The sequence below is a fragment of the Erwinia sp. STN24 genome (assembly GCF_041320675.1).
Classification (GTDB): domain Bacteria; phylum Pseudomonadota; class Gammaproteobacteria; order Enterobacterales; family Enterobacteriaceae; genus Erwinia; species Erwinia aeris.
Genome location: NZ_JBGGPM010000001.1, coordinates 1,362,966 through 1,387,026 on the forward strand (window position 1 = coordinate 1,362,966; position 24,061 = coordinate 1,387,026).

Genomic DNA, 24,061 nt, shown 5'->3' on the forward strand with positions numbered 1-24,061 from the left:
CTGTTTTTCCTTCAGGCTCGGGGAAAATGCAGCCCGTGGCAAGCAAAAAATAAGGGGGCCGTTATGGCCCCCCTGGCTAGCGTGTCGTCTGGATAAGCCTGCGCAGCAGCGGCATCAACAGCAGCAGGATCAGACCTGTGGCGACGCTGCCGCAGCCCAGCAGCATAAAGATATGGCTGTAGCCAGGGTTGGTCAGCGCAGGCGAACTGCCGCTGTTCTCCGGCATCATGCCGGAAACGTGACCGGCCAGCACCGACGCGACGCCTGTTACCATCATCCAGCAGCCCATCATCACGCCCTGATAACGTAGCGGCGCCAGTCTGCCGATCATCGCGTAGCCAACCGGCGAAATCAGCAGCTCGGCCAGGCTTTGCAGAATGTAGCTGATCGCGATCCATTTGAACGCCACCATGCCGTCGCCGCCGGCCAGCATAATACCCACGGGCAAGACCAGCATCCCCAGCCCGATACAGAACAGCGAAGAAGCGAACTGCAAAGGAATATCGATGCGCCAGCCACGCTCGCGCATGTTACGAAAGCCCATTGCCAACAGCGGCCCGCCGAAAACAATCACCAGCGTATTGATGTTTTGCACCCACTGCGGCGCAACCCGGATGCCCCAAACGTTCAGCATAATATTGTGTTCGGTAAACAGCATCAGCCCCATCGGCGCCAGCTGGTAAAGCGTCCAGAACACCAGCGCGCCCAATGCCAGGATCAAGTAGGCGGCCATTCGGCGCTGTTCTTCCCGTGGGCGATGTCGCAGCGTAGTGGCGGCAAGCAACAGGAAAACAACCGCGCCAAGGATCAGGACAAAAGTGCCGGTAAAATCAGCATGGGTCAGCATCAGGCGGATAATCGGCACCAGCACCACCAGGATCAGCAGGCCCGCCAGCATCCGCAGCCGCAGCTGCGATTTGTTGACGTGCAGCAGCGGCGTATCGATATCCGCCAGCGTTTTCCAGCGCAGCAGAGAAATAACGATGGCGACGGCGTTGCCCAGCGTGGCGAACAGGAACAGCGCCTGGTAATGCTCCTGTAGCTGGAAATAGCCCGCGCCAGTGAAGCCGATAAAGAAGCCCAGGTTCATCCCGGCATAGTTCCACAGGAAGGCGCTTTCGCGACGGCTGTCTTCCGGCGTAAAACGCTGGGTCAGCATCATATTGATACAGGTTACGTTCAGGCCGCTGCCGGTCAGAAACATCGCCAGCCCCCAGTACAGCCCGTCCGCGCTTTGCCCGGAGAGGATCCAACAACCAATGACCTGCAACACCATACCCAGCACAAACAGGTTACGGTTGCTGAGGTAGCGTCCGCCGAGGTAGCCGCCAAACAGATGCAGCCCGTAGTTGAAAGCGCCGAACACGCCCATCATGGCGTTGGCCTGCGCCTCGCTGAAGCCGAGTCGTTTGGTGGCATAAAGCACCAGGGTGGAATAGAGCACGGCAAAGCCAAGGGTGGCGAAAATCTGGATAAAGAAAAGCGCGCGCGTACCTTCCTGCCCTGTCGCTCCACCGTTTTTAGTCTGGATAGTCACTGTGGCCTCGTGATTTTTTAGCCTGATAAAGCGAATCATTATGCACATTGTTCGGCCAATTGCGCTGATACCGTTGCGTTTTACTTAAGTAAAGGGTTCTTTTGCCGAATTTAGCAGCAGCCTGCTGCAAAAATGAGTAAACGAGCGGAAAAGTGCAGAAAGGGTGTTGACCCGCGCACGACTTTTCCCTACATTACCGGCCACGCAGCAAGCTTGCGTAACAATATGGTGAGGTGTCCGAGTGGCTGAAGGAGCACGCCTGGAAAGTGTGTATACGGCAACGTATCAAGGGTTCGAATCCCTTCCTCACCGCCATATTTAAAGAAAGAGCCTGAACTCACGTTCAGGCTTTTTTTTATGCATGTTCCCCACGAGGAAGGGTGAGAACCCTTGACCGGGTTCGACAACCGGCTTCAGCCGGTTGGACAGTTCGGACGTCCCGCGGCCGAACTGCCCGCAGGGCGAGCAAAGCGAGTCAATCCCTTCCTCACCGCCTTATTTAAAGAAAGAGCCTGAACTCACGTTCAGGCTTTTTTTTATGCCCAACTTATTTATTGATGTCTGACGGCAGTTGCCACAGCTCGCCAAGCCGGTAATCCCATATTCTTGGCGAAAACTTTATCTTGCCTCTCTCTGGCGTAAAGGTCATTTCACTAAACCAGATATTTTCTTTATGCATAAAGAAATCCACCCGGCAGTAATCAATACCCTCTGCGAGCGTTTCCGCCAGTTCAAGCAGCCTGGCATAGCCAGCGGGCCGGGGAATGTCGCGCGGATTATTGCTCTGCCCCATAGTAAAAGGCTGCAGGCGCCAGCCTTCATCATAAATATTGGTGAGCTTATTTCCGGCGGCATCCGTAAAATCCGCCTCTGTAAATTTCGCTTTTTGATGAAAGCAGTGAACGCGGTAAAGTTCCGGCGTAATATCCGGATTGGCGTTCGCAAAAATATCTATATACTGCTCGGCCAGGATAAAGGGTGGGATGTTTTTGTATTGCCATTCCAGCGAGACATAGTAAAAGTTACGATTAAGAAAAAAATCGAGCTTTTTATTATAGCGCGCTATTGCTGCCGCATCTTTGGCAAACACCATCTGGCAGCTGCCGCTATCATGGTTGCATTTGAGTACAAATTTATCGGGTAATGCAGCATAGTCAATATCCGCCGTGCGCCGCCACACGCCCAGCAATGGGATCAAATAGTTTTCGCCGATTTTCTTTGCAACGTAGTCACGGGCCAGGTATTTATCAGCCAGTTGGGTATAAAGATCGTTGCTGGTGTAGAGCATACGGTGGATAATTTTTTCATTCAACGACTCAGGATTGCGGAAAACATCTGCTCCACAGTGTCTTTTGCGGTAGGTCGTTAGCAAATATTTTTCTTCTTTCTGTAACAAGTGACGAAAAATTTTACCCTGATGCTCAATCTTCTTAAATAAATACACTTCCCCGGCCCCTTATTAACAACCTGTCCTGATACAGGAATAACGGAGCCAGACTGGGCATTATTGCGCCAGGAAGAAATAAACCCTAAGTAAACAAGGCAAATAAAAAAGCACCGTTACCTTTCAGCAACAGTGCTTTTATATAATCAATCAGTTTTTATAAAGACTACTTAATTTCCATCGCGGCCTTCATGGTATAAAACAGATCGGTCTGATCGGTCAGCCCGACCACGTTAGCGGCGTGTGGCCCATAAGCGGCGATGCGCAGCTGCGTGCCGGTATGCTCCTGCGAGTCCTCTTCCGAGTTACCGTAGCTGATAGTCATCAGGCCGCCCTCTTTAGTTGCCAGCTTTTGCGTCAGGCCGGGAGCCTTACTGTCATTAGGGATAATCTGGCTGGAATGCGCATGGTCCGCCGTGACAATAACCAGCGTGTTGCCGTCTTTACGGGCAAACTCCAGCGCTTTCTGTACTGCCTCATCCAAATCTACCGTTTCGCCAATCTGGCCGCAGGGGTTTGCTGCATGATCCTGCTTATCGATCGACGCGCCTTCCACCTGTAAGAAGAAACCGTTCTGATTTTTGCTCAGCAGCTGGATAGCCTTATCGGTCATCTGCGCCAGCGTTGGCGTGGAAGCAGGACGATCGCTGTTTACCTCGCAGCTGATGGGGTTGCCTTCCAGATTACCGTGCAGGGTCGCTTTCGGCCCTTTCCAGCGCACCGGCATATTGCCATCCGCGAACAGGCCCAGCACGGGTTTATCCTGCGTGGCTTCGGTAATAGCGTTCATGCCGTCAAGGTTATCAATCAGCTGGTAGCCGCGCAGCTTCGCCTGCTCGCTCAGCGTCTTGCCCTGCCACTCGCCTGCCTTAGCGCTTTCGGCAAAGGTTTTGCCGCCGCCGCCGAAAGTGACGTCAACACGGGCGTTCAACAATTGTTCGGCAATAGATCCTTTGCCGCCCTTTTCCAGCGCGTTGCCTGCGCACAGCTCGCTGGTTTTCTCCGGGCCATAGCATTTACGGGAGGTCACATGCGCCATCTGCGCGGCGGGCGTAGCGTCTTCCAGCTCTGCGGTAGAGACGTTGCCGGTCGCTTTACCTGCTGCCTTTGCCCTTTCCATAATCGTCTGATGATCTTTACCGTTCACATCCACGCCGATCGCCCCGTTATAAGATTTTACGCCGGTGCTCCACGCCATTGCCGAAGCGGCGGAATCCGTAACGTAATCGGGCTTATGCGTTTTTTTGTCCAGCGAGTAATGCGTATACTGACCGGTCAGCGGCAGCGCATCGATGCCTTTGAAAAAGCCACCTGCGCCTTCAGCATAGTTACGCGCGGCGGTAATTTCGGAGTCGCCCATACCGTCACCGATCAGCAGGATAACGTTTTTAGCTGTTTTACTGCTCAGTGAAGCTTTCAGCGCTTCGGTCTGATCCTCGCTTAAACGGCGAGCGCCGCCGGGCTGTGTAATATCTCCCTGTGCGGCACGCTGATAATCGGCGGCCTGGGCGCAAAGCGTGATGGATAACAGCGTGGCGGTAAAGGAAAGCGTAAACAGGCTTTTTTTCATCAGACGGCTCCATGAGAAAACGTTTCTAAAAATTTCAGGCGTTTAGTTTGCGACACAATCGTGACGCTTTTGTGTCGGCCGCATGGCAACTTGATGACTACACCTGTGCGTTTCTCAATCGACAGCGAGCGCGGCCTGCTTACCGCTTAACCTGCCAGAATAAAAAGAGAAAATTCCCTTGACCGTTCGGCCCGGACTCCCTATAGTAGCGCCCCGTCGCCCGAGAGGGGGATGAAGTTTACAATATGGTGAGGTGTCCGAGTGGCTGAAGGAGCACGCCTGGAAAGTGTGTATACGGCAACGTATCAAGGGTTCGAATCCCTTCCTCACCGCCATATTTAAAGAAAGAGCCTGAACTCACGTTCAGGCTTTTTTTTATGCATATTCCCCACGAGGAAGGGTGAGAACCCTTGACCGGGTTCGACAACCGGCTTCAGCCGGTTGGACAGTTCGGACGTCCCGCGGCCGAACTGCCCGCAGGGCGAGCAAAGCGAGTCAATCCCTTCCTCACCGCCATATTCAAAGAAAAAGCCTGAACTCACGTTCAGGCTTTTTTTATGGCCAATCTCTTTTTTACCGCCTGGCCATATGGCATCAGGCAACTTTAAATACGGCAATAGCACGAGTCAGCTGCGCAGCCTGATCTTCCAGCGAAGCGGCCGCAGCGGCGGCTTCCTGCACCAGCGCGGCGTTCTGCTGGGTCACTTCGTCCATCTGGCTGACCGCAATGCTTACGTGCTCAATACCGTTGACCTGCTCGCCCGACGCTGAAAAAATCTCCGACATAATGCCGGAAACATTGCCGATGGAAGCAACGATGTCATCCATAGTTTTTCCGGCATTGGCCACCAGCTGGCTACCTTCTGTAATACGCAGGCTTGATGTTTCGATCAGTGTTTTAATTTCTTTAGCGGCTACCGCGCTTCGCTGAGCCAGCGCCCTGACTTCCGAAGCCACGACGGCAAAGCCCCGGCCCTGTTCACCAGCGCGAGCAGCTTCCACCGCGGCATTAAGCGCCAGAATGTTCGTCTGGAACGCGATGCTTTCTATCGTGCTGATGATTTCAGCCACGCTGTTCGAGCTGTCATGAATAGCGGACATGGTGGACACGACTTTTCCTACCACTGCGCCACCATGCTCCGCCACGCGTGACGCGTCAGAAGCAAGGCTGCTGGCATGTTGTGCGTTAGAAGAGTTCTGGCGCACCGTGGCGGTCAGCTGTTCCATACTGGCTGACGTTTCTTCAAGCGACGCGGCCTGCTGTTCAGTTCGGCTGGACAGATCGGTATTGCCCAGAGAAACCTCTTTTGCGGCGCTATCGATAGAAGCGGCGGCGTTCTGGATCTCCGAAACGACTTTTCTTAGCTGCTCCTGCATCTCTGCAAAAGTAGCAATCAGCACGCCGGTTTCATCTTTTGACTGCGGGATCAGTACCGAGGTTAAATCGCCATCCGCGATAGAGCGCGCCGCTTTGACAGCCTGGCGCAGAGGGACGGTAATCGCACGCGACAGCAGATAGCCCAGCAGAGAGGCGATAGCCAGCCCGGCAAGCGCGCCAACGATCAGGGTCAGCTTGGTTTGCGCTTCGGTGGCATCAACGGTGAGTTGCCTTTCCGCCAGTAAGCCCTTCTCTTCGGCAGCAAGTTCATCGATGATCTTCCGCATTCCGTCCATCTGCGCTTTGCCCGTGTTGGCATTAAAAGCCGCCAGAAACGTTTCATAAGAGAGTGCGCCGGTGTTCAGCGCCTGGCGATTTTTTATCAGCGGCGTAACAAAAGAGGCTTCCCACGCCTGTTCCTGCGCGGTCAGTTTGCTCAGCCTATCCTGCTGTCTTTCATTATCCGACGTCAAAGAGCGCGCCTTCTGCACGTGCTGAGAAAAGGCTTTCTGACCTTCCTGCCACGGCGCCAGCATCTCTTCTTTACCGTTTACTGCATAGCCGCGCAGCCCGGTTTCCATATTCACCAGGCTTTGGGTCAGCGATCGGCTTTCATCGATGACACGCCAGGTATGCACGTTCCAGTTATTGGAGTTTACAATGCGCGAAAAGTTAACGTAAAAAGTGCCGCACAGCAGCAGTAATAAGGCCGCCACGACGCCAAAAGCCGCTATAAATTTCGTACTGACCGAAAAGTTTTTAAACATCTTTTCCACGCTCTCAGAAGATTAAAGGTGCAAACATCGTTTCTGTTATACCCGTGCTTTATCGGCCTGCCTTTCGTAAGCTTTAGTAAATCTGCTTATTTTTTGCTGTTGAATACGCAGACATTCATATAAGTGATTAATAAAACAGTTAAAAAACAAGAAGGCCGTTAAAAACAGAAAAAAAGAAAGTAAAAAATCCTTTTTAATTATGATGATAGCGATTTAATTCATAAAAAAACCGTTTCCGGTGCAAGGTGAAAAGCTTGAGCCACGCTAAGGTATTTGCAGGAATTTTGAAAAAAACATCAAGCATAAGGATATAAAACAAAAAGGAGCCGGCTGATAAGGCTGTATCCCGACCTTAGCTTTTACCCTTCAGTAAGCCTGTCGCTTAGCCATGGTCATGCAGTCGATCGCAGGCAGCACCACTCCACCAGCGTGGTGCTGCCTGCGATCAGCTGCCTCCAGGGATAAAACCCGATGCCGTCATCAGCAAAGCAGCAGCCTGCCTGTACGTTAATAAAATTTTACAGTTGGCGATAAGCCAAATTCAACAGGCTATATAATAAAAGTCGCGGCGGAGTTTTCCGCCCGATATCTTTATTTTAAAAACAGCAGACCTGACACAAAATATTAACTCGATTTTTACCCGGCAAATTCTGCCATCCGCATGTCAATTTTTAACCTTGAAGAAATACGTCACCTGTAACACTATAAAACAGTCATCTTAATAGTTTAAATTTAAATTCCGCTGACCATAAGATAACCCGGAAATATTCTGGCGTAGTACCATGGGAATTTTCAGCTGACAATAAATAACGACCACCTTATAAAGGTTCTAAACGACTAATAAATAAGACCATCCGTATATAAAGCCAATAATAACTCCTTTGACTAATAGCAGGAAAACATGAAGCGAATTTTATCGCACCTTGTCAGGTGCATCACTCTTATATTATTTATGTGCGGCAGCGCCTCGCATGCAGCAGTGCTTAAGCTTGCTGTCTTACATAACACCAACGAAAAATCGATTGTATCGCACAACCGTTATTTACGTAATTTATCCGCCTCCCCCATTACGGAAAAAATGGCGCTGCTTAAGAGTACGGACAATATCCCCCCGCAGGATATTGACAGCGTCAGCCTGACGCTGCCGGATGGCGGGCACGTCACTTTTCAACGCTGGTCTGAAAAGAAAGACGAAGACGGCAGCCTCACCTGGACAGGTGAAATTGCCGCCCCTATTACCAATCGGTTATCCAACGGCAATCCCGATCCGGAAAATACGGCGATCCTGATTATCAAACAGGGCAAAATCTATGGTTCGCTAACGTTCAAAGGTGACACCTTTCAGATCCTGCCGCTGGCTCAGGAAAAAAATTCACTGGTTATTATTAAAGTGGATGCAAATAAAGTCGCTGAAAAAGAAAAGCATGACGAGGTCTTCAGCGCCCCGGAAACCAGGGTTAACTGCCCGGCACCGGGAAATTATGAGGATCCGGCCCCTTCGCAACAGGTGGTTATCCGGGTGGGTCTGGTGACCACCAATCAGTCCCGTGCGGCTTTCTCTTCATTAGATTTTGATGCGCTGGCCAAACTTGCTTTTGAAAAAGTAAATCAGGGTGCCTTAAACAGTAACGTTCGCATCACTTTTGTTAACGCTGGCGTACTGAATCCTGATTACAACGAGAAAAGTACCCAGAGCCAAATGCTGCGAGATATGAATGGCGAATTGCGCAACGCTATCCTTGCCTTCAGACAACAGCACGAGGCCGATCTGGTAGTTCTGTTGGCAGTTCGTAGAGATCTCAACGGCATAGCCTGGGTCAATGCGACCAGAGAAAGCGCTCATGCCGTAGTCAACTATCTTGCCTTCACCGAAACCAATACGTTTGCCCATGAAATGGGTCACAATATCGGGCTGCAACACGACAGAGCCCAGAATGGCGGTAACCCTTATGGTTCCCCTTGCTATCAACATGGCTACCGGCGTCTGGGCACAGGGATGGACAGATGGCGCACCATCATGGCCTACAACTGCTCCCCTAACTGTAGCCAGGTCAATATGTTTTCCAACCCGCGCGTTCTCTTCCGCAATACGCCTACCGGAACTGCACAGTATGAGGACAACGCTCGTCGGCTCAATGAACGGCGTGGAATGATCTCAAGGTTTTACAGCAACGTAACGCCGAAAGCCGTGGTGCCGGGTAATTTCAGCATCCTTTCGCGTAGCAATACTACGTTAATCCGCGAGCTGGACGGCAGATCCAGTGACGGTTACGGCCACGTCTGGAAAGTATTAAGCGACGGCCCCATGGGCTTGCAGGAAGTCCCTTCTGGTCCTGTCGTCAGAGAAATCCACAACGTCGCGAACGTCAGAGCCGCCTTCCCTGCCAACTCTTCCGGCCAGGCTGTTTATGAACTGACGGTGCATGGCTCCAACGGCCGGGTGGATAAAAAAATTGTTACCGTTACCGTTACCGCTCCACGTGCGCAAATTCAGGGTGCGGCCAGCGTTAAACAGGGCGATTCCGTTACCCTGAACGGCCAGGTAAACTTTACCGCTACCCGCTGGCAGTGGCGCCTGATAAACGGCAGCCAGACGATTGCTCAAAGTACATCGCGCCAGTTTACTCTGAATACACGGGGCTATGCGCCTGGGAAATATGAGGTCGAGCTGGAAGCGACCAGCGCAGACGGTATGCATACCGGCAGAAGCACCCATGTGTTAGAGATCACCTCTACCACACCAGTCGTGAAGCCGGTTGCCGTAGTACCTGACGATTTCAGCCTTATCTCCCGTTCCACCACCGCCGCCATCCACCAGCTGGACGGCAGCAGGAGCACAGGTAAAAGTTTTGTCTGGCGGGTAACCAGCGACGGCCCTGCCGGCCTGCAGGAAGTGGCGTCAGGCCCGATCGTAAGAGAAGTACAGGGTGCCGTGGCCCGCGCCGCTTTTCCTCGCAATACCTCAGGCATAGTCACCTATGAGCTGACGGCAACCGGTTCAGACGGCTCGGTGGATAAAAAAACCGTGACCGTCACCGTAACTGCGCCGCACGCGCAGATCCAGGGCCCGGCCAGCGTTAAGCATGGCGACAGCGTAACGCTGACAGGCCAGGACAACTTTACCGCCACACACTGGCAGTGGAGCCTGAAGCAGGGTGAAAAAACCGTGGCGGAAAGCAATGCGCGCGAGTTTGTCCTTGCGACAAATAACCATGCCGCCGGTCACTATCAGGTGGTGCTTGAAGCCACCAGCGCAGACGGCCTGCGTACGGCAACCAGCACCCATGCTTTAGAGATTATCGCTCCCGAGCCTGCTGTTGTGCCGGTAGCCGTGGTGCCTGAAGACTTCAGCTTCGTATCTCGTTCTACTACCGCCACCATCCATATACTGGACGGCAGCGGAAGTACCGGGAAAAGTTTTGTCTGGCGGGTGACCAGCGACGGCGCTGCCGGTTTGCAGGAAGTGGCGTCAGGGCCGATCGTAAAAGAAGTACAGGGTGCCGTGGCCCGCGCCGCTTTTCCCCGCAACACCTCAGGCATCGTCACCTATGAGCTGACGGCAACCGGTTCAGACGGCTCGGTGGATAAAAAAACCGTGACCGTCACCGTGACTGCGCCGCACGCGCAGATCCAGGGCCCGGCCAGCGTTAAGCATGGCGACAGCGTAACGCTGACAGGCCAGGACAACTTTACCGCCACGCACTGGCAGTGGAGCCTGAAGCAGGGTGAAGAAACCGTGGCGCAGAGCAATGCGCGCGAGTTTGTGCTGGCAACAAATAACCATGCCGCCGGTCACTATCAGGTGGTGCTTGAAGCCACCAGCGCAGACGGCCTGCGTACGGCAACCAGCACCCATGCTTTAGAAATCGTTGCTCCCGAGCCTGCCGTTGTACCGGTAGCCGTGGTGCCTGAAGACTTCAGCCTTGTGTCCCGCTCTACGACCGCCACTATTCACCAGCTGGACGGCAGCAGCAGCACCGGTAAAGGCTTTATCTGGCGGGTAACCAGCGACGGCCCTTCCGGCCTGCAGGAAGTGGCGTCAGGCCCGATCGTGAGAGAAGTGCACCAGCAGAAGATAGTCAGGGCCGCTTTCCCTCGTAATGCCTCAGGAAAAGTGACCTATGAGCTTCTGGCTACCGGTACGGGCGGCGTTGTGGACAGAAAAACCGTCACCGTAACCGTGAGCGCCCCGCACGCGCAGATCCAGGGTGCGGCCAGCGTTAAACAAGGTGAAAGCATCACGTTGACGAGCCAGAGCAACTTTACCGCCAGCCACCGGCAGTGGAGCCTGAAGCAGAACGGCAAAACGCTGGCGCAGAGCACGGCGCGCGAGTTTACAATCGCGGCGCAAAATTATGCAGGCGGTCATTACCTGGTCGACCTGGAAGCAGCCAGCGCGGACGGAACGCGTTCAGCCATCAGCACTCATGCTCTGGAAATTATTTCCGTTACGCCGCCGCCGGCACCGCCAGCACCGCCAGCACCGCCAGTCTATCCGGCCTATGTGGAAGGCACAGCCTATAAAGCAGGCGAACGGGTAAGCGCAGCGGGCGGCATCTATGCCTGTAAATCGGCACCTTACACCGGCTGGTGTGCGGGCGCGGCCTGGGCCTATGCGCCGGGCACGGGCCTGCACTGGCAGCAAGCCTGGGATAAGGTGGAATAAGGCATGATACTCAGGCGTTTTTCGCCCGGGACATCCCTCTGAAAAGGGAAAAACCGGCCTCGCAGGAGGCCGGTTTTTTATTATCAAAATGAGCGGTTAATTAACTGCGTTGTCTTCAGACGATATTTACATGCACCCATTTTAGCCGTAGGCCATCAGCGTATGCTGGCACAGCTCCGAGCGCACGCAGTCTTGTTTACCAAAACGCACCACCCCAATCATCTCGTCCTCTTTAAAGCGGGCCAGCGCGTCGCTAAGGCCGGACTGAACATGCGATGGCAAATCACATTGCGTGATATCGCCATTGACGATGACGGTGACGTTTTCCCCGAGGCGGGTCAGAAACATTTTCATCTGGGCGGCGGTGACGTTTTGCGCCTCATCAAGGATCACCACGGCGTTTTCAAAGGTACGTCCGCGCATATAGGCGAAAGGCGCAATCTCCACCTTGCCGATTTCGGGACGCAGGCAGTACTGCATAAAGGAAGAACCAAGACGTTTAACCAGAACGTCATAGACGGGTCGGAAATAAGGAGCGAACTTTTCTGCGATATTACCGGGTAAAAAGCCCAGATCTTCATCTGCCTGTAGTACCGGCCTGGTGACGATGATCCTGTCGACATCCTTATTGATCAGGGCTTCGGCCGCTTTGGCGGCGCTAATCCAGGTTTTTCCGCAGCCCGCTTCGCCGGTAGCGAAAATCAGCTGTTTACTCTCTATGGCTTTAAGATAGTGCGCCTGAGCTTCATTACGGGCCTCAATGGGCGAATGGTCGCGGGTATCGCGCGCCATGCCGATTGCGTCCAGCCCACCCATCTGCACCAGCGAGGTGACCGATTCTTCTTCACGCTGACGATGACTGCGTGAATCGCTACGAAGCACGCGCTTGGCTTCACGACGAGCTTTGATCACTGCTTTCTGTCTTCCCATAGTGGCACCTTACAGTTGGTTTCATTTCCCGCACCTGGAACGGCAGTGCGATTACGTGAACGCTTTAGAGGTTTTGCTGGCTTCCTTGTAAGCCTTGTCTGGCCGTAGAAATGGTACGCGGAGTGACGATGCCGGGCACCGGAGGGTGTTAATAAACTGGCTGAAATGGCAAAGGGAAGAGGAAGTCATTGGGGCGATAAAGCCCTCGCGCCGGGAAGCTGTCACGCTATTTGTCTGACGCTTATGTCCGTAAAAGGACTTGTCCATTCGCGATCTCCGTGTTGCACACTGGAAACAACTGACGCCTGATAATTAAATTTCAACAGATTCCTGGAATAATGCAACATTAATTTTACCTGACGGCAAGCGAAAAGTACCAAATAAGCGAACGCGTACGCGGCAGGTTAATTAGGATCCTAACAGGATCAAAGAGATAACAATTTATTTTATGCTGAGTGCGGTAATCTGAAATGTTTAACAGCCGGCTGAACGCCTCTGGTTAAAAAACAACCTCCCGCACGAGGCGCGGGCGGGAGGCTGAAGAAAGGCTCAGGCCTGAAGTAAAGCCTGCCCGAGATAATGTTTTTCGTCAATGACGCCAGGCAGCACAAAGAAATATCCGCCGCCGACGGGTTTGATATATTCCTCCAGCGCCTCGCCGTTGAGTCTTTTTTGTACGGTAAGAAAACCCTTTTCCAGGTCGTGCTGATAGCAGACAAATAACAGGCCCATCTCCAGCTGACCGGCATTGGATACGCCCAGCGAGTAGCTGTAGCCACGGCGGAGCATCAGGCTGTCCTGCGTTTGTGACGTGCGCGGGTTAGCCAGGCGAATATGCGCGTCTAACGGCGTAACGAGGCCATCGGGATCGCTGGCATAGTCCGGTACATCATGTTCGTGCGTCATTCCCAGCGGCGCGCCGCTCTGCTTCACCCGGCCAAAGATCGTTTCCTGCTCGCGCAGCGGCGTTCTGTCCCAAAACTCTACGTGGAACTGAATGATGCGCGCAGCCTGATAGCTGCCGCCGATCGCCCAGGCAGGTTCATCCTGTTCCGCCGTGACCCACAGGATTTTATCCATCATCGCCGCGTCGGCCGTATCGGGATTGGCCGTGCCGTCCTTAAAGCCCAACAGATTGACTGGCGTCTCCCTGCCCTGACTGCGCGCTGCATGATCGGAGATAAAGCCTTCCCGCCGCCAGCGCACGCTCAGCAAATCCGGCGAATGCTTGATGATATCGCGCAGCGCGTGGATCACCGTATCGTTGGTATTGGCGCAGATTTGCAGCAGCAGATCGCCGTGGCACAGCCCGGCATCCAGCGCATCATTGGGAAAGCGCGTCATGGTTTGCAGCCTGCGCGGCTTTTGCGCCTGCAATCCGTAGCGATCGTCAAACAAGGCGCGGCCGACCGATACCGTAATGGTCAGATTATCCGGGTAGATATGACCGCCCAGAATGCCGGAATCCATCGGCGGCAGACGCGGATTAACCGTTTGCGGCGCTTCTCCTCCCCTGGTCAGAAAAGCGATACGGTCGGTCAGCAAACGAAATAACCGCTCCAGATCGGCCTTGTCCGTTGCCAGTACGTCAAAAGCCACCAGCATCATCGACGCCTGCTGTGGCGTGACGATCCCCGCCTGGTGCGGCCCGTAAAAAGGCTGTCTCTGCTGGCGGGCATTGGGCGACAGCGCGCCGGGCGAAAAGGCCGCCGGCGCGCCATGCGCCGGACAGCCTCCTGCTAACGCCAGCGCGCCGCCAAGGAGGCCCATCCCCTTCAGCAGACGGCGGCGTGAAGGCTGCGCCGCCTCGTCATCAGCTTGCTTCATAACTCAATCCAGCCCCAGCGTTCCGCGCAGCAGAGCGAGATCTTCCGCCAGCGCCGTGATCGGGCCTTTCATCGCAGTGCGATCGGCATCGGTAAGCTTGTCATAGGAGGCAAAGCCGTCGCCGCTGCGGTATTTCTTCAGGATAGCGTCTACCTTTCTGAAATTACGGTCGATTTTTGCCAGCAGCGCCGGATCGGCCTGTTGCAGCATCGGACGCAGCAAATTCACGATCTTCTGCGCGCCATCAACGTTGGCCTGAAAATCCCACAAATCGGTGCGGCTGTAGCGGTCTTCTTCGCCGGAGATTTTGCTGGAAGCCACTTCTTCAATCAGACCGGCCGCGCCGCCGACCACTTTACCCGGTGGAAATGCCAGTTCGCTGACCCGCTTTTGCAGCGCCTGCACGTCTGCATAAAGCCTGTCGGCATAGGTTTCCACACCTTTGGTCGAGCCGTCGCCCCACAGCGCTTTTTCCAGACGATGGAAGCCGGTGAACTTAGGATCGGCGGCTTTCTGCTCATAATCATCTTCGCGAGCGTCAATGCTGCCGTCCAGATCGGAGAACAGTTCCGCTATCGGTTCGATACGCTCATAGTGAGCGCGCGTCGGCGCATAGAGGGCTTTCGCCTTATCGATATCGCCCGCTTTTACCGCCCCGGTAAAGGCTTGCGTGCTGGTAACCAGCGCGGCGACTTCCTGCATCACGTAAGCTTTGTAGTCGGTAACAGGGCCGGTCAGCTGCATCAGCGTTGGCTGCGCGCCTGCTGCATCCTCTGCGCCCTGCACAATCAGCTTACCTTTGGGATTGCTCAACAGGCCGCAGGTCATCTCATACTCGCCCGGTTGCAGACTGGCCGTCAGCTTTTGCGTGAAGCCCGGCGCGATATTTTCGCGCTCCTCCACTACCATCACCCCTTTCAGGATCTCCCACTCCAGCCCTTTCTGGCTGTGGTTCTGGATCACAAACTGCGTTTTACCGGCTTTAACGGTAACGCTCATCGGCTCGCACTGTTTGTCGTTAACGACAATTTTTACCTGCGGCACGTCGGCAGCCTGCACGGCAGAAAAGCTGGCCAGTAACGCCGCCGCCAGCGGTAACATTGAAAAACCACGAATCATGATAAATCCCTTAAATAAGAAAGCGGAAAAGCGTTAAAGACGGACTGCCGTCGTTGGCGGGCGTCCGGGCAGGAAAAACAGGATCAGCGCAGGAATGAGATAGCAGAACCAGACCACCACTTCACTGACGCTGGGCGCTTCCTGATAGCCGAAAAGGCCTTCCAGCAGCGTGCCCATCAGCGTGCTGGTGGAGAGCACCTCGCTGAAATCGAACGCCTGGCTCTGGAAGGCGTTCCACAGTCCGGCCTCATGGAAAGCACGGATGGCGCCAGCCGCCAGGCCCGCTGCGACCAGCAGAATAAACAGGCTGGTCCAACGGAAGAAGAGCGCCATATTCAGCCGCACGCCGCCCCAGTAGATCAGCATACCCAGCACGATAGCGGTAGCGAGGCCCAGGATGGCGCCGACCGGCGGCGCAATGCCCACGTCCTGCTGGAAGGCCGCCAGCAGGAAGAACACGGACTCCAGCCCTTCCCGCGCGACGGCCAGGAAGACCATAAAAATCAGCGCCCAGCCGCCGCCTTTGCCGCGCTGCAGCGCGTTATCCACCGCGCCTTCCAGCTGCGCTTTAATATTGCGCGAGACTTTGCGCATCCAGAACACCATCCAGGTCAGAATACAAACGGCCACCACCGCCACCATGCCTTCGAACAGCTCCTGCTCTCTTTGCGGGAATTCGCCGGTGGTTTCATTAATCACATAGCCCAGCACCAGGCAGAGCGCGGCGGCGATGAAGACGCCAAGCCACATTGCGCCGAACCACTCGCTGCGCTGCGTGCGCTGTAAATAGCTGGCAATCAGGCTGACGATCAGCGCGGCTTCCAGTCCTTCGCGTAACATAATCAGGAACGGCACAAACATAGGCACCTTCAGACATATAAGGCGTTTTCACGCGGGTAAAGAAGTGTAAATCTAAACGATACCGATTATCATTATCGCCGGAAGAAATACAAGAGGCTGGACGGTTATTTTCATCGGGCGTGGCAAGGGATTAAAGGAAAATGCGCTATCAAAGGGCGTCGGAAACTTCCCTACCTGTTTATTTCTGTACCCGAAGACTATCCGAAAGGAAAGGAGCTGGTTTTGGCAGAAAGCCCCGCCTGGACGGGGCTTTTATTATGCGTGTCTGATTCGCTCTTCCAGCGTTTCAATGATGAAAGTATTTACTGACATATCGTTTTCAGCTGCCACATGACTTAATTTTTCAGCAAGCGTCTCGTTATAGCGTAAAGTAAATGTCTTCGTTTTTTCCTGTCGGGCATAAGGATCTATCCCCTCTTCCCGACAATCTTTCAGATATTCCTTTAAGGAAATTTCGCCTTCTCTCCGCAGCCCTTCTACGCTGTCAGCAACAAAATCACAATAACCACTGAGCCCCAGGAATTTGCCGCGAAACGCGTTCAGTTCAGGTACGAAGCTGACAACAACCGGCTGCCCGGCTATCTCATATTTGTTGGGTTTTGCTTTGCTCATGGTTCAATCCCTATACTTTCTAACCATTCTTTAACGCTGTTAACTGCGCCTTTGTCGGTATCAGGGGCAGGATGTGGGCGGTGGAATCTTGCGATACTGCCATTGAGTTTGAATCGGCACCGGGATCCGCTACCTTCGGTAACTTCACCACCTAAAGCCCGGATAAGCGACTCGATTTCTGCCCACTTAATGTTGGCAGGAACAGGCAGCGCAAAAATTTTAGTCAGTATGAGTTTATGCTTCTTCCTTAATGCAACCATAGCTTTATCCCTGCCATAGCTTCACTCTATGAAGTCATTTTATTAACCCTGGTTTTCGAAGTCAATTTATGAAGTCATCGAGAAGATTATTTGTAATCACGTTATTGGCCGATGACGACAGACAGTTTGGGGCTCAATCACCAACTAAAACCAATTGTCCGATCGCCTGTCTGGACGTTCGTCCGGCCCCGAAACTGATGCGTGCCGCATGTCAGGACGTTCGCCTCCCATTGATGCGTAACACGTTTATTGCAACGGCTCAGCCAGCGTATCGTCCCAGGGCCCAGGCGGTGCGCTCAGATCCGCCTTATCGCCACTGGTAGCAACTCACGTCCCGTTTTTATTCCTGTTGCGGTTTGTTTGCCGTGGGGACAGTAATTGCCACGAATCGAACAGCAGAAAATTTAAGATAACCAAATATGCGCGCCGTTGTACCGGGGCCAACTCAGGCAGCGTCGCTGGCTTTTTTGGCCGGGAAATGTGCGGTGTGGATAACGAACTCGGTGTAAAGCGCCACCGGTTTCATACAGTTTTTCCCTTTTACTTTTTTCACGAAGCCGTGTTTTTCCAGCGTCGACAGCGTGGCGGAAAGATTGCTCACCGCCCGCCCGGCCAGCCGGGCCAGCTGAGAGATGCTTTCCGGTTTCTCCCGATCCATCATATCCAGCAGCGCCAGATTTTCAGGGCTTAAAATCTGCGCGACCGCGTTTAGCGAGGAGAACCAGATTTTGGGTTCGTTTTCTTCAGGAAGGTACTCATTGCTGACAATCGCCATGACCCGCTGGCGAAACTCATTTTCTGGCATTACGCCGATCAGTGCTTTCATCATCATCCCTTTTTATCTGGTTGCTTCAGCCACGATTTTATCTACCGCGGTGAAAAAATGATCCATAATTTCATACCAGTAGCCGCAGGCATAAATATAGCGGGTGCCGTGCAGGCTCAGCAGGGTCGCTAATCCATAATCCATTTAACTCATCCTTGATTTATGAGCGGTTCATAACCTTATCGCAAGAGGATGACAAGCCATGATGGCTTTATGCCGTCCTCCCTGACCAGGTTTTCCGTTCTTAAAAAAAAGGCCCGCCGAAGCGAGCCTGTCGTAGTTATCAGCGTGATTAACGCGAATGGAACTCGGCTTCGGCTGCCTCAAATCGTTTTACGGCCGCAGTGGAAGGCTTGCTGCCCACCAGGCTGAACAGCACGATGGCGATGCTGGCAAACAGGAAGCCCGGAATAATTTCATACAGATCCAGCCAGGCGTACTGTTTCCAGATCAGCACGGTAGCCGCGCCTACGATAATCCCGGCCAGCGCGCCGTTACGGGTCATACGCTTCCACACCAGCGAGAAGATCACTACAGGCCCGAACGCCGCACCAAAGCCGGCCCAGGCGTAGCTTACCAGCCCCAGTACGCGGTTGTTCGGATCGGAAGCCAGCGCGATAGCTACGACCGCCACCAGCAACACCATCAGACGCCCTACCCATACCAGCTCACGTTGGCTGGCACCTTTACGCAGGAAGTTTTTATAGAGATCTTCCGTCAGCGCGCTGGAGCAAACCAGCAGCTGGCAGCTCAGCGTCGACATCACCGCCGCCAGGATAGCAGAAAGCAGGATACCGGCGATCCACGGATTAAACAGAATACGAGCCAGCTCGATAAAAATACGTTCGCTGTTGTCGGTGACGCCTGTTGCCTGCTCGGGATGGTTCTGGAAGTAGGCGATACCAAAGAAGCCGACCGCTACCGCACCGCCCAGGCACAGGATCATCCACGTCATGCCGATACGGCGCGCGCTGCGGATAGAGTGGTGCGAATCCGCCGCCATAAAACGCGCCAGGATATGCGGCTGACCAAAGTAGCCCAGTCCCCAGCCGAGCAGCGAGATCACCGCGACAAAGTTCAGGTTTTTCAGCATATCCATATTTTCAATGCTCTTCGCCTGGATAACCGCCAGGGAATCGCTCAGGCCGCCTACTGCAATAATAACCATCACCGGCGTCAGGATCAGAGCGAAGATCATCAGGCTCGCCTGCACGGTATCGGTCCAGCTTACGGCCAGAAAACCGCCGACAAAGGTATAGATAATAGTGGCGGCTGCGCCAGCCCACAGCGCCGTTTCGTAGCTCATGCCGAAGGTGCTTTCAAACAGGCGGGCGCCGGCTACGATGCCGGAAGCGCAATAGATAGTGAAGAAAACCAGGATGACGACCGCAGAGATAACGCGCAGGATTTTGCTTCTGTCTTCAAAACGGCTGGCGAAAAAATCGGGCAGCGTCAGCGCATTATCATGGTGTTCAGTCTGCACGCGCAGGCGTCCGGCGACGATTTTCCAGTTAAGGTAAGCGCCCAGCGTCAGGCCGATAGCAATCCAGCTTTCGGAGATGCCGGAGATGAAAATGGCGCCCGGCAGGCCCATCAGCAGCCAGCCGCTCATATCAGATGCACCGGCGGAAAGCGCGGTGACCACGCTGCCCAGACTGCGTCCTCCCAGGATATAGTCATCAAAATTTTTGGTTGAGCGCCAGGCCAAAAAGCCGATAAACACCATGCCAAGAATGTAAACGCAAAAGGTCACCATCATAGGTGTGCTTACTGTCATTCAGGTTCTCCACTTATTATTGTTAATGCGCAACCCTGCCCCGCCGCCGGAACGTTGCGGCGCCACTTTTAACCACCCAGGGCGGGGTATCCTGCCGCAAAGCACTGACGGGCACAATACTCGCCAATGGTTTAACACAATCGTTACATTAATTTCACCTTGCATCTGGAAAGAAGATTCGACAGGTTGCACTGGATCACAGTGTCACCGGTTACACCTCTCAAAAAACCTTTTCAGAACCCAGTTTTACTGCAATCTGTAAAGCTGGCCGGATTTTTGCAGCAATATCCATGCCGCTTTTTAAAAAAGCGTTTTTACACTCTGCAATCAGCCTCACATTTAACAAGGTTGCACAAAGTTGCAACTTAAGTGATATTGCTTGCCAGATCTGTTTTGACTATTTGCAAGGAGTTTTAAGGCATGGGCACAACCACTATGGGCGTTAAGCTGGACGAGGCCACGCGTGACCGCATTCGTCAGGCTGCGGGCCAGATCGATCGCACACCTCACTGGCTGATCAAACAGGCTATTTTTAACTATCTGGAACAGCTGGAGAGAGGCGACGCCCTGCCGGAATTCCCCTTGCAGGCTACGGCTCAGGAGAGCGAAGACGCGCCGGTCGAGGAGCTGCATCAGCCTTTTCTGGAGTTTGCCGAACATATTCTGCCGCAATCGGTAACCCGCTCCGCCATTACCGCCGCGTGGCGTCGCCCGGAGACGGAAGCAGTGCCGATGCTCCTTGAACAGGCACGTCTGCCGCAGCCGCTGGCGCAGCAAACCCAACGTCTTGCCCACAAGCTGGCTTCGGCGCTCAGGCACCAAAAAGGGGCAGGCGGCCGCGCCGGTATGGTGCAATCGCTGCTTCAGGAGTTTTCACTTTCTTCACAGGAAGGCGTTGCGCTGATGTGCCTGGCGGAAGCGCTGCTGCGTATTCCAGATAAGCCAACCCGTGACGCGCTGATCCGCGATAAAATCAGCAACGGCAACTGGCAGTCGCATCTGGGCCGCAGCCCTTCGATGTTTGTTAACGCCGCCACCTGGGGCCTGCTGTTTACCGGCCGCCTGGTCGCCACGCACAACGAGGCGAATTTGTCGCGCTCGCTGAACCGCATCATCGGTAAAAGCGGCGAGCCGCTGATCCGCAAAGGCGTGGATATGGCGATGCGCCTGATGGGCGAGCAGTTTGTCACTGGCGAAACCATCGCGGAAGCGCTGGCGAACGCCCGCAAGCTGGAAGAGAAAGGCTTCCGCTACTCTTACGATATGCTGGGCGAGGCCGCGCTGACGGCGAAAGACGCTGAAGCCTATCTGGTTTCCTATCAGCAGGCGATCCACGCTATCGGTAAAGCCTCCAACGGTCGCGGCATCTATGAAGGGCCGGGCATTTCCATCAAGCTTTCCGCGCTGCATCCGCGCTACAGCCGCGCGCAGTACGAGCGCGTGATGAACGAACTTTACCCCATTTTGAAATCGCTGACGCTGCTGGCACGCTCTTACGACATTGGCATCAACATCGATGCGGAAGAAGCGGATCGCCTGGAGCTGTCGCTGGATCTGCTGGAAAAACTCTGCTTTGAGCCGGAGCTGGAAGGCTGGAACGGCATCGGCTTTGTTATCCAGGCCTATCAGAAGCGCTGCCCGTTTGTGATCGACGCGCTGATCGACATGGCCCAGCGCAGCCGTCGCCGCCTGATGATCCGCCTGGTGAAAGGTGCCTACTGGGACAGCGAGATCAAGCGCGCCCAGATGGACGGCCTGGAAGGCTATCCGGTGTTCACCCGTAAGGTTTACACCGACATCTCTTATCTGGCCTGCGCCCGTAAACTGCTGGCCGTACCGAACCTGATCTATCCGCAGTTCGCGACGCACAACGCGCATACGCTGGCGGTTATCTATCAGATGGCGGGCAATAACTACTACCCTGGTCAGTACGAGTTCCAGTGCCTGCACGGCATGGGCGAACCGCTGTACGAGCAGGTGGTCGGCAAAGTGGCGGATGGCAAGCTTAACCGCCCGTGCCGGATCTATGCACCGGTCGGCACGCACGAAACGCTGCTGGCCTACCTGGTGCGCCGCCTGCTGGAAAACGGTGCCAACACGTCGTTTGTGAACCGCATTGCCGATAACACGCTCCAGATTGAAGATCTGGTCGCCGATCCGGTCGATGAAGTGGAAAAACTGGCCCGCACCGAAGGGGCGATTGGTCTGCCGCATCCGAAGATCCCGCTGCCGCGCGATCTCTATGGCGCAACGCGTCAGAACTCCGCCGGTCTGGATCTGGCTAACGAACACCGCCTGGCTTCGCTCTCCAGCGCCCTGCTGAACAGCGCTATCCAGCCGTGGTACGCCGCGCCGGTTATCGATGGCGAAACGGAAGCCAGCGAACAGCTGCCGGTGCTCAATCCGGCGGAGCCTGCCGATATCGTGGGCTATGTGCGCCACGCTACCGGGAAAGATGTTTCGACCGCGCTGGACGCCGCCGTCAATGCCGGCCCGATTTGGTTCGCCACGCCGCCTGCCGCCCGTGCGGAGATCCTGACCCGTGCCGCCGAGCTGATGGAAGCTCAGCTACAGCGCCTGTTGGGGATCCTGGTGCGTGAGGCCGGAAAGACCTTTAACAACGCTATCGCCGAGGTACGCGAAGCGGTCGACTTCCTGCACTACTATGCAGGCCAGGTTCGCGACGATTTCGATAACGAAACGCACCGTCCGCTTGGCCCGGTGGTTTGCATCAGCCCGTGGAACTTCCCGCTGGCAATCTTCACCGGTCAAATTGCCGCAGCGCTGGCAGCAGGCAACAGCGTGCTGGCCAAGCCTGCCGAGCAGACGCCGCTGGTGGCCGCTGCCGCCGTCGCTATTCTGCATGAAGCGGGCGTGCCGGTTGGTGCCCTACAGCTGCTGCCGGGCCTGGGTGAAACCGTCGGCGCTCAGCTGACCGGCGACGACCGCGTACGCGGCGTGATGTTTACCGGGTCGACTGCCGTAGCAACGCTACTGCAACGTAATCTGGCCGGTCGTCTGGATCCGCAAGGCAGACCGACGCCGCTGATTGCGGAAACCGGCGGCATGAACACCATGATCGTGGACTCCTCCGCGCTGACGGAACAGGTCGTGGTCGATATCGTGGCTTCTGCCTTTGACAGCGCCGGTCAACGCTGCTCTGCCCTGCGTCTGCTCTGTATTCAGGATGATGTTGCCGACCACACGCTGCAAATGCTGCGCGGCGCGATGGCCGAATGCCGTATGGGCAACCCGGAGCGCCTGTCTACCGATATCGGGCCGGTGATCGACAGCGAAGCGAAAGAAAATATCGAACGCCATATTCAGGCGATGCGCAGCAAAGGCATGAAAGTGTATCAGGCGGCGTTTAACGATAAGCACGACAGCAAAGAGTGGCAGACCGGCACCTTTATTCCGCCAACGCTGATTGAGCTGGAAAACGTCGCCGATCTGGATAAGGAAATTTTCGGGCCGGTGCTGCACGTGGTGCGCTACAACCGCAGCACGCTGCCGAAAATTATTGAGCAGATCAACGCTTCCGGCTACGGCCTGACGCTGGGCGTGCATACCCGTATTGATGAAACCATCAATCAGGTCACCAGCCGCGCCAAAGTCGGCAACCTGTACGTCAACCGCAATATGGTAGGGGCCGTCGTAGGCGTCCAGCCGTTCGGTGGCGAAGGCCTGTCCGGCACCGGTCCGAAAGCGGGCGGCCCGCTCTATCTCTATCGTCTGCTCTCGCATCGCCCGGAAGGCGCGCTGAAGGTTACGCTGGATCGCCAGGACGTCGAGCGTCCGGTTGATGCGGCGCTGCGTCCGGTGCTGCTGACCACTCATCAGGCGCTGACGGAGTGGGCGAAAGACAAGCCGGAGCTGGCTGCGGTCTGCAAACAGTTTGCCGAGCTGGGCCAGAGCGGCACCGTTCGCCTGCTGCCCGGCCCGACGGGCGAACGCAACACCTTTACCCTGCTGCCGCGCGAGCGCGTGGTCTGCCTGGCGGATAACGAGCAGGATGCGCTGGTGCAGCTGGCGGCGGTCACCGCCGTGGGCAGCCGCGCGCTGTGGCAGGATGATGAACTGCATCGCGCGCTGGCGAAGAAACTGCCCACAGCCGTGCAGAGCCGTATCGACTTTGCGGTCGAACCGCTGGCGCAGCATAACGAGTTTGAGGCGGTGATTTACCACGGCGATGCCGATCAGCTCAGAACAGTTTGCGAAACGGTGGCCGCTCGTGAAGGCGCGATTGTTTCCGTCCAGGGCTTTGCCCGCGGCGAAACCAATCTGCTGCTGGAACGCCTGCTGATTGAGCGCTCGCTGAGCGTCAATACCGCAGCGGCAGGCGGCAACGCCAGCCTGATGACCATCGGCTAACGCGCCCGTCGGCCTGCCCGACAGGCTTAAAGCAGCGGATTCCGTACAAGGGGCGAAGCAGTTCGCCCCTTTTTTGGTTTAGCCGCGCGGCTGACCGGAAAAAGTAG

General features: G+C 55.1%; 15 protein-coding genes and 2 tRNA genes. 4 read left to right on the forward strand and 13 right to left on the reverse strand.

The features are described from left to right. Positions 1–76: 76 nt before the first annotated feature. Entirely contained in the window at positions 77–1,537 is a 1,461-nt protein-coding gene (locus tag ACA373_RS06590; protein ID WP_301252253.1) for a peptide MFS transporter, read from the reverse strand. Between the two features lie 227 nt (positions 1,538–1,764). On the opposite strand from ACA373_RS06590, the gene ACA373_RS06595 reads away from it, so the two are divergent. Continuing rightward, positions 1,765–1,852: transfer RNA gene (locus ACA373_RS06595), tRNA-Ser, on the forward strand. 232 nt (positions 1,853–2,084) lie between these two features. Here the strand turns inward: ACA373_RS06595 and ACA373_RS06600 are convergent. Both ACA373_RS06600 and phoA read right to left on the reverse strand, forming a co-directional pair. Next, positions 2,085–2,981: an ATP-grasp fold amidoligase family protein gene (locus ACA373_RS06600; RefSeq protein ID WP_301729420.1), complete on the reverse strand. Its 897-nt coding sequence runs from the start codon at positions 2,979–2,981 to the stop codon at positions 2,085–2,087. A gap of 166 nt (positions 2,982–3,147) precedes the next feature. Next, complete coding sequence (gene phoA, locus ACA373_RS06605; protein WP_370734241.1) at positions 3,148–4,551, reverse strand: alkaline phosphatase; 1,404 nt, start codon at positions 4,549–4,551, stop codon at positions 3,148–3,150. Positions 4,552–4,798: 247 nt separating this feature from the next. Between phoA and ACA373_RS06610 the strand changes: the two genes are divergently transcribed. Next, a tRNA-Ser gene (locus tag ACA373_RS06610) sits at positions 4,799–4,886 on the forward strand. 259 nt (positions 4,887–5,145) lie between these two features. Here the strand turns inward: ACA373_RS06610 and ACA373_RS06615 are convergent. Then, positions 5,146–6,696, reverse strand: coding sequence for a methyl-accepting chemotaxis protein (locus tag ACA373_RS06615; RefSeq protein WP_370734242.1), 1,551 nt, complete (start codon positions 6,694–6,696; stop codon positions 5,146–5,148). A gap of 1,087 nt (positions 6,697–7,783) precedes the next feature. On the opposite strand from ACA373_RS06615, the gene ACA373_RS06620 reads away from it, so the two are divergent. Then, positions 7,784–11,371, forward strand: coding sequence for a M12 family metallo-peptidase (locus ACA373_RS06620; RefSeq protein ID WP_370734243.1), 3,588 nt, complete (start codon positions 7,784–7,786; stop codon positions 11,369–11,371). Between the two features lie 141 nt (positions 11,372–11,512). On the opposite strand, the gene phoH is transcribed toward ACA373_RS06620, so the two are convergent. The 9 genes from phoH to putP form a co-directional block, all read right to left on the reverse strand. After that, positions 11,513–12,301 (reverse strand): phosphate starvation-inducible protein PhoH, encoded by a 789-nt coding sequence (gene phoH / locus ACA373_RS06625; protein ID WP_125290939.1) that lies wholly within the window; start codon positions 12,299–12,301, stop codon positions 11,513–11,515. Positions 12,302–12,850: 549 nt separating this feature from the next. Continuing rightward, positions 12,851–14,128, reverse strand: a complete 1,278-nt coding sequence (efeB, locus tag ACA373_RS06630) for an iron uptake transporter deferrochelatase/peroxidase subunit (RefSeq protein WP_253460559.1) — start codon at positions 14,126–14,128, stop codon at positions 12,851–12,853. Between the two features lie 3 nt (positions 14,129–14,131). Next, positions 14,132–15,247, reverse strand: coding sequence for an iron uptake system protein EfeO (gene efeO / locus ACA373_RS06635; RefSeq protein WP_370734244.1), 1,116 nt, complete (start codon positions 15,245–15,247; stop codon positions 14,132–14,134). 33 nt (positions 15,248–15,280) lie between these two features. After that, positions 15,281–16,108, reverse strand: a complete 828-nt coding sequence (gene efeU / locus ACA373_RS06640; RefSeq protein ID WP_253460556.1) for an iron uptake transporter permease EfeU — start codon at positions 16,106–16,108, stop codon at positions 15,281–15,283. 255 nt (positions 16,109–16,363) lie between these two features. Beyond that, a complete protein-coding gene (locus ACA373_RS06645) occupies positions 16,364–16,720 on the reverse strand; it encodes a type II toxin-antitoxin system HicB family antitoxin (protein WP_253460553.1) in 357 nt (118 codons plus the stop codon). After that, entirely contained in the window at positions 16,717–16,980 is a 264-nt protein-coding gene (locus tag ACA373_RS06650) for a type II toxin-antitoxin system HicA family toxin (RefSeq protein ID WP_125290934.1), read from the reverse strand. Before ACA373_RS06650 ends, ACA373_RS06645 begins: the two co-directional genes overlap by 4 nt. 445 nt (positions 16,981–17,425) lie before the next feature. After that, the gene (locus tag ACA373_RS06655) at positions 17,426–17,806 is read right to left on the reverse strand and encodes a helix-turn-helix domain-containing protein (protein WP_125290933.1); all 381 of its coding nucleotides are present in this window, start codon (positions 17,804–17,806) and stop codon (positions 17,426–17,428) included. 12 nt (positions 17,807–17,818) lie between these two features. After that, on the reverse strand, positions 17,819–17,950 hold the full coding sequence (locus ACA373_RS06660; RefSeq protein WP_255416553.1) for a hypothetical protein: 132 nt from the start codon (positions 17,948–17,950) through the stop codon (positions 17,819–17,821). A 148-nt stretch (positions 17,951–18,098) separates the two neighbouring features. After that, on the reverse strand, positions 18,099–19,583 hold the full coding sequence (putP, locus tag ACA373_RS06665) for a sodium/proline symporter PutP (protein WP_253460546.1): 1,485 nt from the start codon (positions 19,581–19,583) through the stop codon (positions 18,099–18,101). A 420-nt stretch (positions 19,584–20,003) separates the two neighbouring features. Between putP and putA the strand changes: the two genes are divergently transcribed. Beyond that, positions 20,004–23,954 (forward strand): trifunctional transcriptional regulator/proline dehydrogenase/L-glutamate gamma-semialdehyde dehydrogenase, encoded by a 3,951-nt coding sequence (gene putA / locus ACA373_RS06670; protein WP_253460544.1) that lies wholly within the window; start codon positions 20,004–20,006, stop codon positions 23,952–23,954. Positions 23,955–24,061 lie beyond the last annotated feature (107 nt).

What these genes read in the sequence shown, in the direction of transcription:
- putP (WP_253460546.1), bottom strand. Translation starts at nt 19,583, where the DNA reads ATGACAGTAAGCACACCTATGATGGTGACCTTTTGCGTTTACATTCTT.
- ACA373_RS06655 (WP_125290933.1), bottom strand. Translation starts at nt 17,806, where the DNA reads ATGAAAGCACTGATCGGCGTAATGCCAGAAAATGAGTTTCGCCAGCGG.
- ACA373_RS06620 (WP_370734243.1), top strand. Translation starts at nt 7,784, where the DNA reads ATGGCGCTGCTTAAGAGTACGGACAATATCCCCCCGCAGGATATTGAC.
- putA (WP_253460544.1), top strand. Translation starts at nt 20,004, where the DNA reads ATGGGCACAACCACTATGGGCGTTAAGCTGGACGAGGCCACGCGTGAC.
- ACA373_RS06650 (WP_125290934.1), bottom strand. Translation starts at nt 16,980, where the DNA reads ATGGTTGCATTAAGGAAGAAGCATAAACTCATACTGACTAAAATTTTT.
- ACA373_RS06615 (WP_370734242.1), bottom strand. Translation starts at nt 6,696, where the DNA reads ATGTTTAAAAACTTTTCGGTCAGTACGAAATTTATAGCGGCTTTTGGC.
- efeO (WP_370734244.1), bottom strand. Translation starts at nt 15,247, where the DNA reads ATGATTCGTGGTTTTTCAATGTTACCGCTGGCGGCGGCGTTACTGGCC.
- phoH (WP_125290939.1), bottom strand. Translation starts at nt 12,301, where the DNA reads ATGGGAAGACAGAAAGCAGTGATCAAAGCTCGTCGTGAAGCCAAGCGC.
- ACA373_RS06660 (WP_255416553.1), bottom strand. Translation starts at nt 17,950, where the DNA reads ATGGATTATGGATTAGCGACCCTGCTGAGCCTGCACGGCACCCGCTAT.
- ACA373_RS06645 (WP_253460553.1), bottom strand. Translation starts at nt 16,720, where the DNA reads ATGAGCAAAGCAAAACCCAACAAATATGAGATAGCCGGGCAGCCGGTT.
- efeB (WP_253460559.1), bottom strand. Translation starts at nt 14,128, where the DNA reads ATGAAGCAAGCTGATGACGAGGCGGCGCAGCCTTCACGCCGCCGTCTG.
- phoA (WP_370734241.1), bottom strand. Translation starts at nt 4,551, where the DNA reads ATGAAAAAAAGCCTGTTTACGCTTTCCTTTACCGCCACGCTGTTATCC.
- efeU (WP_253460556.1), bottom strand. Translation starts at nt 16,108, where the DNA reads ATGTTTGTGCCGTTCCTGATTATGTTACGCGAAGGACTGGAAGCCGCG.